Source organism: Halorubrum sodomense (assembly GCF_900111935.1).
Lineage (GTDB): Archaea > Halobacteriota > Halobacteria > Halobacteriales > Haloferacaceae > Halorubrum > Halorubrum sodomense.
On sequence record NZ_FOYN01000005.1, the window covers coordinates 37,202 to 52,348 of the forward strand.

Consider the following 15,147-nt stretch of genomic DNA (forward strand, 5'->3'; position numbering starts at 1 on the left):
CTCCGCCGCACCGTTCCGACCAGCAACGCAGCCGGTTTACAACTTCTTTCGCATCTCGACGACCCGTCCGGTCACGCCCGTCCCTTCTTGACTAGAGAACTCGTGGTCGCGTTCGGCGACCCGGTCGTACCCGTGCGCCTCGTAGAACGGAACCGCCGGCAGGGACGCCGTCAGGCCCACGGCCTCGACGCCGTGCTCGCGGGCGCGGCGCTCCAGCTCCTCGTAGAGGCGCGACCCGACGCCCTCGCGGGCGACCGCCGGAAGCACGTAGACGGCGGTCACCTCCGCGTCGGGGTCGGCCTCGTAGCCGTCGGGAGGGTCGGCGGTCAGCGTCCCGAACCCCACGACGACGCCGTCGCGCTCGGCGACGACGCACTCCGCGTCCTCGGCGTCGATCCCGTCGGCGTAGTCCGCGTCGCCGCACCCGGCGGCCCACGCTCGGACCTGCCGCTCGTCGTATCCCTCCGGGCCGAGCCCGACGATCGACGCGTAGTGGACGGTCCGGGCGGCCTCGGCGTCCCTCGGCGTCGCGTCGCGTACCTCCATTCCGAGTCGGGAGTCCCGCCGCGCGATCAGTCGTCCAGCGACGCGACCGCGGTCCGCTCCGCGCCGATCCGGCGGTCGAGGAAGTCGTCGAGCAGCTCCAGCGAGCGGATCTTCTGGTCGATGTCGCCGGAGCCGTGGCCCTCCTCGCCGAGCTCCTCGTACTCGTACTCGTCGCCCGCCTCGAAGCCGGCGTCGTCGAGCGCGTCGCGGAGGATCCGCGCCTGCGAGACGGGCACCCGCGGGTCGTTGACGCCGTGGACGATCAGGAGCGGCGCGTCGACGTTCTCGACGTAGTTCACGGGGCTGCGCTCGCGGTAGATCGCCTCGTTCTCCTCCGGCTCGCCGAGGTTCTTCACCATGAGCTCCGTCCGGAAGTGCGGCATGGTGTTCTCGTACATGTCGAACAGGTCGCTCACGCCGACCCACGTGATCCCGGCGGCGTACAGGTCCGGGTACTGGACCATCTGCCAGTTCGCGGAGTAGCCGCCGTAGGAGCCGCCGTACACGACGACGCGGTCCTCGTCCAGCCAGTCGTGCTCGTCGAGGACGTGCTCGGCGCCGGTCGCCACGTCGCCCTGCTCGGCGCCGCCCCAGTCGTCGTACAGCTCCTGGACGAACTCCCGGCCGCGTCCCGTGGAGCCGCGGTAGTTCACCTGGAGGACGGAGTACCCGCGCGAGAGCAGGAACTGGACGCGGTAGCTGAACCGTCGGGCGTCGTGGTGCCGCGGGCCGCCGTGGGGGTTGACGATCAGCGGCGAGGGCCGTCGCCCGGAGTCGAACAGCAGCCCCTCGATCTCGAACGCCTCGTAGGGGTCGTGGTCGACCGCCCGCGCCGGCGTCTCGGGGACGCCGTCGGAGACGAACGAGACCGTCTCGGGCTCGACGAAGTCGTCCGGATCGAACGGGCCGTACTCGGCCTCGAACACCGTCTCGGCCGCGTCGGCGTCGAGGTCGTACGCGACCAGCTCCGGCCGCCGGCTCGACGTGGTCCGGTACGCGAGCAGGCGGTCGTCGGCCAGCCGCCCCTCCGTCACGTTGGCGACGCCGGCCGGGAAGTCGAGCTCGCGACCCTCGCCGGTGTCTGCGTCGTAGACGACCGGGACCGTCACGGCGCCGCGCGTCCGGCTCGCGACGAACCGGTCGCCGCCGTCCAGGAAGTGGCTCGGCGACTCCTCGAACTCGTCGCCGCCGAACCAGGTCACGTCGACGTCGCCCTCCCCGCCGACCCCGCCCGAGAGGTCGACGATCCCGCTCCGACCGAGGTCGGTCGTGTTGTCGACGACGAGCAGGCGGTCGCCGTCGGGGCTCCAGTCGATCGGCGCGGCCTCCGCGCCCACGTCACCGATCTCGAGGTTCCGCGCGTTCGAGCCGTCCGCGTCTGCGACGTAGACGTCGCTGTTCTCGTAGGCGTCCGTCTCGTTGGTCGCGTACGCGATCCGGTCGCCGTCGGGCGACAGCTCGCCGGCGGCGACCGCTCGCTCGTAGTCGGTGAGCTTCGTCGTCTCGCCGCTCGGTACGTCGTGGCGGTAGAGGTTCATCTGCCCGTCGCGGCTGGAGCCGAGCAGGAGCGTCCCGCCGTCCTCGCCCACGTCGTGGAGGCGGGTCTGGCCGTCCATCTCGACGACGGGTTCGCTCTCGCCGTCGAGCGACATCGCCCACACGTCGTGCTGCTCGTTCCCGCCCTCGTCGCGGTGGTAGAAGAGGCGGTCGCCGCTCGGGTCCCACTCGAAGCCCGCCCGCACGGAGCGCGGGACGTCGCCGTCGCTCAGTCGGGTCAGCGACCCGTCGGACGGGTCGAGGAGGTGGAGTTCGTTGCGGCCGGTCACGTCGTAGTAGAGCGCGACCGTCTCGCCGTCGGGCGACACTCGGGGACTGGAAAACGTCGGGAGCTCCGCGAGTTCGCGGAGTACGTCGGATTCCTCGGTCTCAGACATCCGATTGTAACGGGCGTCGGAACCGCCTTGAACGTTTCCCGGGGACCCGGCCGAGCACGACTCGACGACCCCGACAGACCCTTGTCCGGACGCGCCGAACCTCACGACGAGATGGGTTCGTCCGACGACGCCCCGCTTCCGACCGCGCCGGAGCCCGCGAGGGTTCGGGCCGCGGTCGAATCGGAGCCGCCGGGCACCGTCGTCTGGCACCGCGCAGACCTGCGAATCTCGGACCATCCGGCGCTCGCGGCGGCCGCGGCGGAGTCGGAGCGGATCCTCCCGCTGTTCGTCTTCGACCCGGCCTTCTACGACGAGCGCGGCGCGGCCTGCGACGCCCGGATCGAGTTCCTCCACGACTGCCTTCGCGACCTCGACCGGCAGTACCGCGACGTCGACGGTGCGGGGCTGACGTACGCCCACGGCGATCCGCTGGACGTCCTCGGGCGGTTCGACGACGCCGGCTGGGACGTCGTCGCGGCCGCGACCCCGACGGGTCGGTACGGGCGACGCCGGGACGAGCGGGCCCGGGAGCGGCTCGGCGTCCGGTTCGTCGAGGGCGACGGCTTGGTCCGGGACGCGGACCGTCCCCGCGACGGCTGGAGCGATCACGTCGAATCGTGGCTCGCGGCCGACCCGTTCGACTGGGACCCCCGGTCGGTCGGGGTCGAAGGCGTCGAGACGGGCGTCGACCCGGACCGCGCGAGCGACGCCTACGGCGTCGATCCGACGAAGACGCGCGTTCCGACCGGCGGGCGGGGACCGGCGCGCGATCGGCTCCGCGCGTTCACGGAGCGGATTGCGGAGTACCCCGGCTCTATCTCCTCACCGGTCGACGCCCGCGACGGGACGAGCGGGCTCTCCCCGTACCTCCGATTCGGCTGTCTCTCCGTCCGCGAGGTCCACCGGCACGTCGACGAGCGCGCGCCGGACGGGCGCGGGAAGTCGATGTTCGTCTCCCGGCTCTTCTGGAACCGTCACTACGCCCAGAAGCTGCTCGACTGGCCCGGGTGGCTCGACCGGGCGGTGAACCCGGTGTACGAGGGGTTCAATCGCGACCGTCACGACCCCGACCTCGTCGCGGCGTGGAAGCGCGGCGAGACGGGGTTCCCCATGGTCGACGCGAGCATGCGCTGCCTGCGCGAGACCGGCTGGCTCAACTTCCGGATGCGGGCGCTGTGCGCCTCCGTCTACTTCCACGTCCTCCAGCAGCCGTGGCGGATCGGCGCCGACCACTTCCACGAACACCTGATCGACGGCGACCCCGCGATCAACTACACCCAGTGGCAGTCGCAGTGCGGGCTGGTCGGCCGCCCCGGGCTGCGATTGTACGATCCACGCAAGCAGGTTCGCGACCAGGATCCGGGCGGTGAGTTCGTCACGCGGTGGGTTCCCGAGCTCGCACCGCTGCCCGCCGCGCACCTCGACGCCCCCGAGAAGACGCCGCTCGCGGTCCAGCGCGACGTAGGCGTCGAAATCGGTGCGGACTACCCGTACCCCGTCGTCGACTACGAGGCGGCCCGCAGCGAGTTCCGCGAGCGCTACGGGGCCGTCCACGGTGCGGCGGCGGCGCGCCTCGGCGACGAGGCGATCGCCCGCCGCGCGTCGCTGTCGGGCGGGATAGCGGGCGCGCGGTCGATCGCGGCCGACCACGGCGAGCCGACGGGAACGGGAGCGGGCGACGGGCCCGCACAGACCGGTCTCGACGACTTCGGATGACCGAAGCGACCCGCTCGCGTGAGCGGGAGTGCGACCCGCCGCGGTAGAAAGCTTCATACGGTTGTGGTTAGTATTGTATTTTATGGACCAAAACGTCGGTGCGACGGACAAGCGCGTCAGGACCGCGGTCGGCGCCGTCGCCGGCCTCGCCTCGATAGCGACCCTCGCGAACGCCGCGCCGCTCCCGGCCCTCGCGGCACCGGTCTTGGGCGTCGTCGCGCTCGCGATGCTCGCGACCGCCGCGACCGGTACCTGCGGCCTGTACGCTCTGTTCGGCGTCGACACCTGTCCCGCGGACGCCGGTGGGTCGCGCTGAAAATCGCTCCGAAAGCGTCGAATTATAGCGTCAAGACGGGTTTAAACCATATTTTCGCTTCGGACCGACGGTGCCCTCAAGTGGCCCGAGTGCGTACCGATCACATGTTCGACTGCGACCCGAATCGACGGGGTATCGGGACGGACGGCGGCGCCGGCTCGCCCGGGGTGAGCGCCGCGTGAGCGACGACCCGACCGTCCTCGTGATCGGCGGCGGCGCGACGGGCACCGGGATCGCTCGGGACCTCGCCGCCCGCGGGGTCGACGCGACGCTCGTCGACCGCGGCGGGCTCGGGAGCGGGACCTCCGGCCGCTCCCACGGCCTCCTCCACAGCGGGGCCCGGTACGCGGAGGCCGACGCCGAGGGCGCCCGCGAGTGTATCGCGGAGAACCGGACGCTCAGGTCGATCGCCGGGGCCTGCGTGCGCGACACCGGCGGACTCTTCGTCCGCCTCGCCGGCGACGACCCGGAGTACCTCGAGGAGAAGGTCGCCGCCTGCGAGGCGATCGGCATCGAGACGGAGCGGCTCGACGCAGACGCCGCCCGGGAGGCGGTGCCGGGGCTCGCGGACGACGTGGCGGCGGCGTTTCGGGTCCCGGACGGCGTCATCTACCCGTCGCGGCTGGTCGCCGCAAACGCCGCTGACGCCGAGCGCCGCGGGGCGACCGTCCGCCCGCACGCGCCCGTCGAGGACGTGACCGTCCGCGACGGCGCGGTCGAGTCGGTCCGGGTGGGCGGCGACGTCGACGGGACGCTCTCGCCCGAGGTCGTCGTCAACGCCACCGGCGCGTGGGCGGACTCGATCGCCGAGATGGCGGGCGTCGAAGTCGGGATGGCGCCGAGCCGGGGCGTGATGGTCTCGGTGGAGTACGACGGGCTCGGCCCGGTGTTGAACCGGTGTCGCGACCCGGACGACGGCGACATCGTCGTCCCCCACGACGGCGAGGTCGTGCTCGGCACGACGAGCGTCCCGGTCTCCGACCCCGACGACTACGAGACGGCCGACTGGGAGGTCGAGCGCTCCGTCGAGGAGTGCGCCGCGATGCTCCCCGCGGTCGCCGACGCGCCGACGGTCCGGACGTGGTGGGGCGTCCGGCCCCTCTACGAGCCCGACGAGGCGGGGCAGGACCGCCGGGGCATCTCCCGCGGGTTCACGCTGCTCGACCACGAGCGCGACGGCGCCGCCGGCCTCTACAGCGTCGTGGGCGGGAAGCTGACTACCTACCGCCAGATGGCCGAGACGACCGTCGACCGCGTCTGCGACCGGCTGGGGGTCGACGCCGCCTGCGAGACCGCGGCCGAACCGCTCGCACACGCCGACGAGCCCGATCGGCTGGACGAACTCGTCGTCGAGTACGGCGGGGCGAACCCCACGGACGCCGACGTGGTCGGCGCGCGAGCGGGCGACTGACCCGGCCGGTCGGCGACTCCGCGGCGGGGAGCCCGCGCCGGCACGCACACTCAAATCCCTTCCGGGCGACGGCGTCGTATGGACACCGCGAACTTCCTCTTCGTCTCGGCCGACGCGGCGCTCATCACGGACCTGGCGTGGCAGGTCCGCCGCGAGGGCCACGACGTGAAGTACTACATCGAGGCCGAAAGCGATCAGGAGATCGGCGACGGGTTCGTCCCGAAGACGGACGACTGGCGCGCCGAGGTCGACTGGGCCGACGTGATAATCTTCGACGACATCTGGGTCACGGGACCCGACCAGCGGGAGGGTCCCGGAACGAACGAGCGGGGTGACACCCCGCGAGTCGGATCGGATGTCGGCACCGGTGAACTCGCACGGGAACTCCGCGAGGACGGGCACGCGGTCGTCGGCGGGACGCCGAACACCGACCGGCTCGAGGAGGACCGCGGCTACGCGATGGAGGTCCTCGAAGCGCACGGCGTCAACACGGTCGAACACCACGTCTTCCACGAGTTCGACGCCGGCATCCGGCACGTCCAGGAGAACCCCGCGCCGTACGTGATCAAGCCGCTCGGGGAGGTCCAGAACGTCAAGCGCCTGCTGTACGTCGGCAACGAGGACGACGGCAGCGACGTGGTCGACGTGCTTCGGGCGTACGAGAAGGCGTGGGGGCACCGGATGAAGGGCTTCCAGCTCCAGCGGAAAGTCGAGGGCGTCGAGGTCGCGGTCTGCGGCTTCTTCGACGGGAACGAGTTCGTCGATCGGGTGAACTTCAACTTCGAGCATAAGAAGCTGTTCCCGGGGAACATCGGCCCGTCGACCGGAGAGATGGGGACCTCGATGTTCTGGGCGGGAAAGAACAGGCTGTTCCAGGAGACGTTCGGCAAGATCGAGGGGTGGCTCGCCGACGAGGGGTACGTCGGGAGCATCGACATCAACTGTATCGTCAACGAGACCGGCATCTACCCGCTGGAGTTCACGCCGCGGTTCGGCTACCCGACCATCGCCCTCCAGGAGGAGTCGATCGAGTCGTCGACGGCCGAGTTCTTCTACGACCTCGCGCATGGGGACAAGCCCGAGCCGGACCTCCACGGCGGCTACCAGATCGCCGTGCGGGTCGTCCTGCCGCCGTTCCCGTTCGACGACGAGAAGACGTACGACGAGAACTCGCGGAACGCGGCGGTCGTCTTCCAGACCGACGACCGCGAGGGAATCCACCTGGAGGACACGAAGCAGGTCGACGGGCAGTGGCGCGTCGCCGGCGAGAGCGGGATGCCGATCGTCGTCACCGGGAAGGGGGAGACGATGGGCGCGGCGCGCGAGCAGGCGTACGACCGGATCGACGACGTGGTCATGCCGAACCTGTACTACCGCGACGACATCGGCGAGCGCTGGGTCGACGGCGACGGCGACCGCCTCCAGGCGTGGGGGTACCTCGGACCGTGACCGCCGGCCCGAGCGACGACTCCCGACCCGCGTCGCCGGCCCGTCGGTGACGGACCTCGCCCTCCACGACTTTTTAACGACCCGGCCCCACTACTCGTGGTATGCCGAAGTACTCGACGGGCGGCGGCGGCGGCGGCGACGACGGCGACGCGTGCGAGCTCTGTGGCCGCGAGACCACGGACCTCCGGAAGGCGACGGTCGCCGGCGCGAAGCTGCTCGTGTGTTCGAACTGCCGCCCCCACGACGACGCCGGCAACGCGCCGAGCGGCGGCGGCGGGTCGCGCGGCGGGAGCTCCGGTGGCAGCCCCGGCGGTGCCGGCGGCTCCGGCTCGGAGGCGACAGAGAGCCGGAACAAGGAGCTCGCCCGCAAGCAGGCGAAGATGTACGACTCCGCGACGGGGGACTCGAAGCGCTGGGAGGAGGAGGGAACGAGCTACGAGGCCGACCGGCTCCCGTACCTCGTCTCCGGCTACGGCGACGTCGTCACCGAGGCGCGACGGGACGCCGGGCTGACTATCGAGGAGGTCGCCGCCGAGCTGGAGGTCGACGAGGACGACCTGCTCGCGGTCGAGGACGGGCGCGCCGCGACCGCCAACGTGGGCGGGTCGGTCGTGCGAGCGCTCGAAGAGCGGTTCGGGATCGACGTCGTCGACGAGTGACCCGCGCCGTTTCCCCCGTCGCCGCGTCCAGTCCGCGGACCGAGCGGGACCTCCGGTGCCGGCGATGAAGGCGATCAAGGACAGCGTCCACGGCCACGTCCGGCTCGGCGACGTCGCCGCCGAGCTGGTCGACACGCCGGCGTTCCAGCGGCTGCGACACATCAAGCAGCTGTCGACGGTCCGGCTCGTCTACCCCTCCGCGAACCACACGCGGTTCGAGCACAGCCTCGGCGTCTACCACCTCGCGGGCCGCGCGGTCGAGGGCCTCGGCGTCGACGACGACACCGCGGCGCACGTGCGCGCCGCGGCGATGCTCCACGACGTCGGCCACGGCCCGTACGGCCACCAGACCGAGGGGATCATCCGGCGCGCGACCGGGCGCGACCACGACGACGTGGGGTGGCTCCTCACCGACGCGGACCGCGAGGCCTGTCAGGTCCTCGAACGCAACGGCCTCGACCCCGAGCGCGTCGCCGGCCTCATCGACGGCGAGGGCGCGTTCGGCCCCCTCGTCTCGGGCGAGCTCGACGTCGACCGCATGGACTACCTCGTGCGCGACGCCCACCACACCGGCGTCCCGTACGGCACGGTCGACACCGGCCGGCTCGTCACCGAACTCCGACTGGTCGGCGGCGACGAGACGGGAGCCCCCGCCGATCTCGTCTTAGACGAGGGGAACGTCGCCACCGCGGAGAGCCTGCTCGTCGCGCGGTCGCTGATGAACGCCGTCGTCTACCGTCACCACGTCTCCCGGGTCGCGGGCGCGATGCTGGAGCGTGCCTGCGAGCGGTACCTCGACCGCACGGAGACCGACGTGGCGACGTTCCGCCGGATGGCGGACCACGACCTCCTCGTCGAGCTCCGGGACCGCGTCCCGGCGCTCGGCGAGCGCATCGAGCGGCGCGACCTCTACAAGCGCGCCGTCTGGGCCGGGATCGACGAGGTGCCGGCCGGCACGGTCGACGCCGGACGCCCGGAGGAGCGGGCCGCCGAACGCGAGATCGCGGACGCGGCGGGGATCGACCGCGACGCGGTCCTCGTGGACATCCCCTCGCGTCCGGCGCTCAAGGAGTCCGGCTCCGCCGTCGTCGTCGACGGCGTCCCCCAGCGCCTGGAGGACGCCTCGGAGCTCGTGACCGGGCTCCGGGCCGCCGAGCGACGCCGCTGGACGCTCGGGGTCTACTGCCCGGCCGAACACGTCGACGCCGTCGCGGGCGCGGCGCGGGAGGTCTTGGGGCTGCGCGCGACGGGGCGACTCTCTGTCTGAGCACCGCGGTCGGTTTTTCACCAACCGTCGCACGTTGCGGTCGGCTTTTCACCGAGCGTCGCGCGTCGCCGCCTTACTCTCCGTCCGGCCCCGGAACCGCCAACACCGGGCGGTCCGCGTTCAACACGACCGTCTGCGTGGTGCTGCCGAAGACGGCCTTCCCCGCCGGGCTCCGCTTGCGACCCGAGACGCAGATGAGGTCGGCGTCGACCTCGTCCGCGGCCGCGATCAGCTCCTCGCCCGGATCGCCGCTGGCCTCGTAGTGAACGCAGTTCACGCCGGCCTCCTCCAGAATCTCGCGGGCGCGTCGGACGGTCCCGAGCTGGTGGACCGACGCCCCCTCCGGATTGTCCTGGAAGACGTGACAGAGGTGCGCAGTCACCTCGTTCGGCGCGTCCGGGAGGTCGGCGACGACCTCGGCCTGTGCGACCGCCCGCTTCTCGTCGTCGAGCCCGATACCGAGTAACACGTCGTACATACCCGGCGCTTCGGCGAGCCGGAACATAAATCACCCCGCGAATTCACGGTCGGCGGAACCGGGTCGCGGCGGAGTCGACCTGCCGCGGTCGACACTCCCAGCCTTTTATCGGTTGCCGCCGAAGGCGACGTATGATCACGGTCAAGGACACCGTCCACGACCACATCGAGATCGACGGTGTCGCCGCGGACCTCGTCGACACCCCCGCCGTCCAGCGGCTCCGCCACGTCAAACAGCTCGGCACGGTCCAGCTCGTCTACCCCTCCGCGAACCACACGCGGTTCGAGCACAGCCTCGGCGTCTACCACCTCGCGAGCCGCGCGCTCGATCACCTCGGAATCGAGGGGAAACGCGCCGACCGTATCGAGGCCGCGGCGATGCTCCACGACGTCGGTCACGGCCCGTTCAGCCACAACCTCGAGTCGCTCACCCACCGGCGAACCGGGAAGTACCACGACGACGTCGACGAGTTACTCGCGACCGGCGCGGTCGGGGAGGTGCTTCGCGATCACGACCTCGATCCGGACCGGATCGCCGGGGTAGTCGCCGGCGAGGGCCCCTACGCCGGGCTCGTCTCGGGCGAGCTCGACGTCGACCGCATGGACTACCTCGTGCGCGACGCCTACCACACCGGCGTCCCGTACGGCACCATCGACACCGAGCGGTTCGTCCGCGAGCTGACGTTCGTCGAGCGCGACGCGGTCGCGGACGGCGACGGGGTCGGTGCGGACCGCGACGCTGCCGACGACGACTGGACCGGCCGCCACGGCCCGGAGCTCGTCTTGGACGAGGGGAACGTCCAGACCGCCGAGAGCCTGCTGCTCGCGCGCGCGCTAATGAACCCGGTCGTCTACACCCACCACGTCGCGCGCATCTCGAAGGCGATGCTGCGTCGGGCCGCGAGCGAGCTGCTCGACGCGACCGCGACGACGGCCGCCGACCTCCGCCGGATGGACGACCACGACTTCCTGGCCGCGATCCGCGACTGCCGGGCGACCGCCGAGCTCTCCCGCCGCTACGACCAGCGCGACCTCTACAAGCTGGCGGTGTGGGCCGAGTACGACGACGTCCCCGAGCGCGTCCACGAGGCGGACCACGCGGCCGAGACGGCGCTCGAACGCGAGATAGCGGCGGAGGCGGGCGTCGCCCGCGACCACGTGATCCTCGACGTGCCGGCCGAACCGACGATGCGCGAGTCGACGGCACGCGTCACCGTCAACGGCGAGATACGGCGCCTGGAGCGACAGTCCCCGCTCGTCTCGGCGCTCCGGACCGCCCAGCGAGACCAGTGGCGCCTCGGCGTGTACGCCCCGGCGCCCGCGACCGAGCGAGTCGGGCGCGCCGCCGCCGACGTGCTCGGACTCGACCCCGACGGGCTCGTCAGCGAGGCCCGGAAGGCGATGCCGACGACGCTCGACGAGTTCGAGTAGCGAACTCCGCGGCGCTCCACCGGCCCCTTCCCGTGACGTTTTAACCCCGCGCTGGCGAGCCATCGGCATGCATCTCGAGGGGACGGTTCTGGTCGGTCCCGACTTCGAGCCGGTCGAGGGCCGGGTCGTCGTCGCGGACGGCGAGATCGTCCGGATCGAAGAGACGGGGGTCGAGAGCGACGCGGTGATCCTCCCGGCGTTCGTCAACGCGCACACCCACATCGGCGACTCGATCGCCAAGGAGGCGGGCGAGGGGCTCTCGCTCGACGAGCTCGTCGCGCCGCCGGACGGGCTGAAACACCGCCTCCTCCGGGACGCGGACCGCGAGGAGAAGGTGGCCGCGATGGCGCGCACGCTGCGGTTCATGGAGGCGACGGGGACGGGCACCTTCTTGGAGTTCCGCGAGGGCGGCGTCGAGGGCGTCGCCGCGCTCCGCGACGCGCTCGCGGGCGAGGGGGTCGCGTTCGGCGAACGCGCGATCGAGTCGGTCGTCTTCGGCCGCGACGACCCCGACGTGCTCTCGGTCGCCGACGGGTACGGCGCCTCCGGCGCGCGCGACGCCGACTTCGGCGCGGTCCGGGCGGCGGCGCGCGCCGCCGACAAGCCCTTCGGGATCCACGCGGGCGAGCGCGACGCCGCCGACATCAATCCCGCGATGGACTTAGAGCCGGACTTCCTCGTCCACATGGTCCACGCGGAGGGGATCCACCTCGAACGGCTCGAAGACCGCGGCACGCCCGTCGTCGTCTGCCCGCGTTCGAACCTCGTGACGAACGTCGGCGTGCCTCCGGTCCGCCGGCTGACCGAGCGGACGACCGTCGCGCTCGGCACCGACAACGTGATGACCGACTCGCCGTCGATGTTCCGCGAGATGGAGTTCGCGGCGAAGCTCTCCGACCTCCCGGCCCGAGAGATCCTGCGGATGGCGACGGTCAACGGGGCCGAGATCGCCGGGCTGAACCGCGGCGTGGTGCGGAAGGGGGCCGACGCCGACCTGCTCGTCCTCGACGGCGACTCCGATAACCTCGCCGGCGCGCGCGACCTCGTCCGCGCGGTCGTCAGGCGCGCCGGCCACGCCGACGTCTCGCGGGTCGTGATCGGCGGCGAGCCCGTCGTCCCCCGCGACGGCTGACGCCCGGCCGGTCCGGCGTCTCCGGGCGGGGGCTCCCCCGCCGACGGAGTGAAACGGCTCCCGCCCGTGTCCCTCCCTATGACGACGCTCTCGCTGCTCGCCGGCCTCGCGTTGGGGCCGGTCGTCGGACTCGTCGCGACGCTCGCGATGGACGTGGTGATGGCCCGGCTCCCGGAGGGAACGACCGCGCCGAAGGTGGCCGCCGGCGTGCTCACCGACACGCCCGTCGACGACGCGCCCGAGCGGCTGGCGACGTGGGTCCACTACGTCGCCGGCGGCGGCTCGGGGCTGCTGTTCGTCGGCCTCGTCGCAGCGACCGGGCGGGTCCTCGGGGCCGGGACCGCCGTCACGGTCGCCGTCGCCGGCGTCGCGCTGTTCGCGCTGATGGTCGGCTTCTTCGCGCTCGTCCCGCTGCCGCGCGCGTCCGGACTCCCGCGCCAGCGGCTCGGCCCGATACGGCGCGACTGGGCCGCGTCCGCGGCGGCGTACGTCGTCGTCGCCGCGGTCGTCGTCGCGGTCGCGACCGGGATCTGACGCGGCGCCGGCGGGCTCGACATCGCGCCCGTCGCGCCCCGGGAGAGAAACGGTTTAGTCGCTGGCTCCGGCCCGATACGGTATGCATGCCATCACTCGATCCGGGTGGATCGAGGTCATTTCCGGGTCGATGTTCTCGGGCAAGACGGAGGAGCTCCTCCGCCGGCTCCGGCGCTCGGAGATCGCCGGCCAGTCGGTCGCCGTCTACACGCCCGCGATCGACGACCGCTACGGCGAGGCGACCATCGGGAGCCACGCCGGGCGGCAGTGGGAGGCGACCGTCGTCGACAACGAGGGCGACGGCCCCCTCGAGATCCTCGACGACGACCCGGCCGAGGTCGTCGCCATCGACGAGGCGAACTTCTTCTCGGACGCCCTCATCGAGGTCTGTAACGCCCTCGCGGACCGCGGCAGCCGCGTGATCGTCTCTGGCACCGACCAGACGTTCCGCGGCGATCCGTTCGAGCCGCTCCCACAGCTCATGGCGACCGCCGAGTACGTCGACAAGCTCCAGGCCATCTGTTCGGTCTGCGGCGAGCCCGCCTCGCGGAACCAGCGGCTCATCGAGGGCGAGCCGGCTCACGTCGACGACCCGACGATCCTCGTCGGCGCCGAGGAGTCCTACGAGGCTCGCTGTCGCGACTGCCACGTCCTCCTGACCGGCGACCGCCCCGAGGGGGAGCGACCCTTCGAGAGCGCCGAGGCCGACTCCGCGAACGACTGAGCCGACCCCCGGGGGCGGCCGACCCGTCGGGAGTCGGCGGCGCCGTCGCGGGCCCCCGGCTCAGTCGGTCGAACGCGCCCGCCGGTAGGCCCACAGGTGACCCTCTCCGTCCGGCAGGTCGATCGGTCGGTACGTCAGGATAAGCGTTCCTCCGTTCGCGAGCGCGATCCGCTCGCCGTCGACCGGGCGTCGCCCCTCGACTACCGCTTCGATCCGCTCGACGAACGCCTCGGGATCAGCGAACGACGCGCTCAGTTCGGCGGCGAGCGCCTCGCAGTCGCGGCCGGCGGCGGTCTCCGGGTCCCCCTCGACGTCGAACAGCTCGTACAGCCGCTCGTTCACCTGGAGGACCCGTCGGTCCGCGTCCTCGACGAGCATCCCCACCGGCAGCGCGTCGAGCGCGGTGGACAACACGGCGTTCGTCCGCTCGATCTCGCGTTTGCGCGCCGTCGCCTCAGTGACGTCTTCGAACTGCGAGAACACGCCGATCACCGCCCCGTCGGCGTCGGTCACGACCTGGTTGTGCCACGCGCAGCGGATCCGCTCGCCGTCGCTCCGGACGTTCTCGTTGACGCTCTGGAACCCGCCCCTGTTCGAGAGCAGGTCGCGTTCGAGCGCAGCGACGTGACGGCGCTCCGGCTCGGGGACGAACGGGAGCCACGTCCCGCTGAGCAGCTCCGACTCGGCGTACCCGAGGATCTCCTCGGCGGCCGGGTTCACCCGGACGATCCGGAACGCGTCGTCGTACTCGATCGTCCCCAGCGGCGACTGGTCGATGAACCGCGAGAGCCGCTCCTCGCTCTCGGCCAGCGCGACCCGCGACCGGTGCCGATCGACGGCGTTTCGCACTCGGTTCGCCAGCACCTCGTACTGGTCGTTACGGCCGCGCTTCTGGATGTAATCCGTCGCGCCCGCCGAGATGGCCTCGCTCGCGATCTCTTCGCTCCCCTTTCCGGTGAACAGCACGAAGGGGACCTCGATCCCCCGGTCGCGGACCCGCTGGAGGAGCGTCAGCCCGTCGGTCTCGCGCATCTCGTAGTCCGAGACGACGCAGTCGATCGGCCCCGTCTCCAGCGCGTCGAGCGCGGCGTCGACGTCCGTCTCGGACGTCACCTCGAACGCCTCGTCGATCCGTTCGAGGTAGGTCGCGGTCAGATCGAGGTAGGCGGGGTCGTCGTCGACGTGGAGGACGCGAACCGTCGACGCGCCCTCCGACCTGTGGTCTGCGGGAGGCCCCGGCATGCGAACTCGTACCGGGACCCGTCGGATATACGTTCGGATCAGTCGGCTCGGCGGCGCGGGCGGGCTATCGGTTCACTCCGCGGCCGACGCGGCGTCGTCGTCCGCGGTCGCGAGCCGGAACAGGCCCACGAGCGCGCCGGCCGCCACCAGCGCTCCCTCGGCCTTCGCGGCCGCGTACGTCCACTCGCGCGGCTCCGCCTCGCCGGCGTTCCGGTAGAGCGCGCGCGTCCAGAGCGCGACGGCGCGCCGCGGCGCGACGGCTTCGAGCAGTCCCCCGATTCCGGCCACCAACAGCAGGAGCGCCTTCAT

General features: G+C 71.9%; 15 protein-coding genes. 10 read left to right on the forward strand and 5 right to left on the reverse strand.

The genetic code is table 11. The annotated features are described in order from the left end of the window. Nucleotides 1-36: 36 nt before the first annotated feature. Nucleotides 37-546, reverse strand: a complete 510-nt coding sequence (locus tag BM286_RS14330) for a GNAT family N-acetyltransferase (RefSeq protein WP_092923988.1) — start codon at nt 544-546, stop codon at nt 37-39. Nucleotides 547-572: 26 nt separating this feature from the next. Beyond that, nucleotides 573-2,480: a S9 family peptidase gene (locus tag BM286_RS14335; protein ID WP_092923991.1), complete on the reverse strand. Its 1,908-nt coding sequence runs from the start codon at nt 2,478-2,480 to the stop codon at nt 573-575. A 111-nt stretch (nt 2,481-2,591) separates the two neighbouring features. Between BM286_RS14335 and BM286_RS14340 the strand changes: the two genes are divergently transcribed. The 6 genes from BM286_RS14340 (at nt 2,592) to BM286_RS14365 (ending at nt 9,298) form a co-directional block, all read left to right on the forward strand. Then, nucleotides 2,592-4,196, forward strand: coding sequence for an FAD-binding domain-containing protein (locus tag BM286_RS14340; RefSeq protein WP_092923994.1), 1,605 nt, complete (start codon nt 2,592-2,594; stop codon nt 4,194-4,196). An 82-nt stretch (nt 4,197-4,278) separates the two neighbouring features. Further along, complete coding sequence (locus BM286_RS14345; RefSeq protein WP_092923997.1) at nt 4,279-4,512, forward strand: YgaP family membrane protein; 234 nt, start codon at nt 4,279-4,281, stop codon at nt 4,510-4,512. A gap of 178 nt (nt 4,513-4,690) precedes the next feature. Next, complete coding sequence (locus tag BM286_RS14350; RefSeq protein WP_092924000.1) at nt 4,691-5,923, forward strand: FAD-dependent oxidoreductase; 1,233 nt, start codon at nt 4,691-4,693, stop codon at nt 5,921-5,923. A 78-nt stretch (nt 5,924-6,001) separates the two neighbouring features. Next, nucleotides 6,002-7,372, forward strand: coding sequence for a phosphoribosylamine--glycine ligase (locus BM286_RS14355; protein WP_092924003.1), 1,371 nt, complete (start codon nt 6,002-6,004; stop codon nt 7,370-7,372). Between the two features lie 101 nt (nt 7,373-7,473). After that, entirely contained in the window at nt 7,474-8,031 is a 558-nt protein-coding gene (locus BM286_RS14360; protein ID WP_092924006.1) for a helix-turn-helix domain-containing protein, read from the forward strand. 64 nt (nt 8,032-8,095) lie between these two features. Beyond that, nucleotides 8,096-9,298, forward strand: coding sequence for an HD domain-containing protein (locus BM286_RS14365; RefSeq protein ID WP_092924329.1), 1,203 nt, complete (start codon nt 8,096-8,098; stop codon nt 9,296-9,298). A gap of 73 nt (nt 9,299-9,371) precedes the next feature. Here the strand turns inward: BM286_RS14365 and BM286_RS14370 are convergent, their stop codons facing one another. Next, nucleotides 9,372-9,776 (reverse strand): universal stress protein, encoded by a 405-nt coding sequence (locus BM286_RS14370; protein WP_092924009.1) that lies wholly within the window; start codon nt 9,774-9,776, stop codon nt 9,372-9,374. Nucleotides 9,777-9,907: 131 nt separating this feature from the next. Between BM286_RS14370 and BM286_RS14375 the strand changes: the two genes are divergently transcribed. The 4 genes from BM286_RS14375 to BM286_RS14390 all read left to right on the forward strand — a co-directional run bounded on the left by BM286_RS14375 (nt 9,908) and on the right by BM286_RS14390 (nt 13,596). Further along, on the forward strand, nt 9,908-11,206 hold the full coding sequence (locus BM286_RS14375) for an HD domain-containing protein (protein ID WP_092924012.1): 1,299 nt from the start codon (nt 9,908-9,910) through the stop codon (nt 11,204-11,206). Between the two features lie 67 nt (nt 11,207-11,273). Next, nucleotides 11,274-12,338: an amidohydrolase family protein gene (locus BM286_RS14380; RefSeq protein WP_092924015.1), complete on the forward strand. Its 1,065-nt coding sequence runs from the start codon at nt 11,274-11,276 to the stop codon at nt 12,336-12,338. 78 nt (nt 12,339-12,416) lie between these two features. Further along, complete coding sequence (locus BM286_RS14385; protein ID WP_092924018.1) at nt 12,417-12,872, forward strand: hypothetical protein; 456 nt, start codon at nt 12,417-12,419, stop codon at nt 12,870-12,872. Nucleotides 12,873-12,954: 82 nt separating this feature from the next. Then, entirely contained in the window at nt 12,955-13,596 is a 642-nt protein-coding gene (locus tag BM286_RS14390) for a thymidine kinase (protein WP_092924021.1), read from the forward strand. A 60-nt stretch (nt 13,597-13,656) separates the two neighbouring features. On the opposite strand, the gene BM286_RS14395 is transcribed toward BM286_RS14390, so the two are convergent. Then, nucleotides 13,657-14,838, reverse strand: coding sequence for a PAS domain-containing response regulator (locus BM286_RS14395; RefSeq protein ID WP_092924024.1), 1,182 nt, complete (start codon nt 14,836-14,838; stop codon nt 13,657-13,659). A gap of 72 nt (nt 14,839-14,910) precedes the next feature. Continuing rightward, nucleotides 14,911-15,147 carry a hypothetical protein gene (locus tag BM286_RS14400; RefSeq protein ID WP_092924027.1) on the reverse strand — a complete coding sequence of 79 codons (237 nt, stop codon included), beginning with the start codon at nt 15,145-15,147 and terminating at the stop codon, nt 14,911-14,913.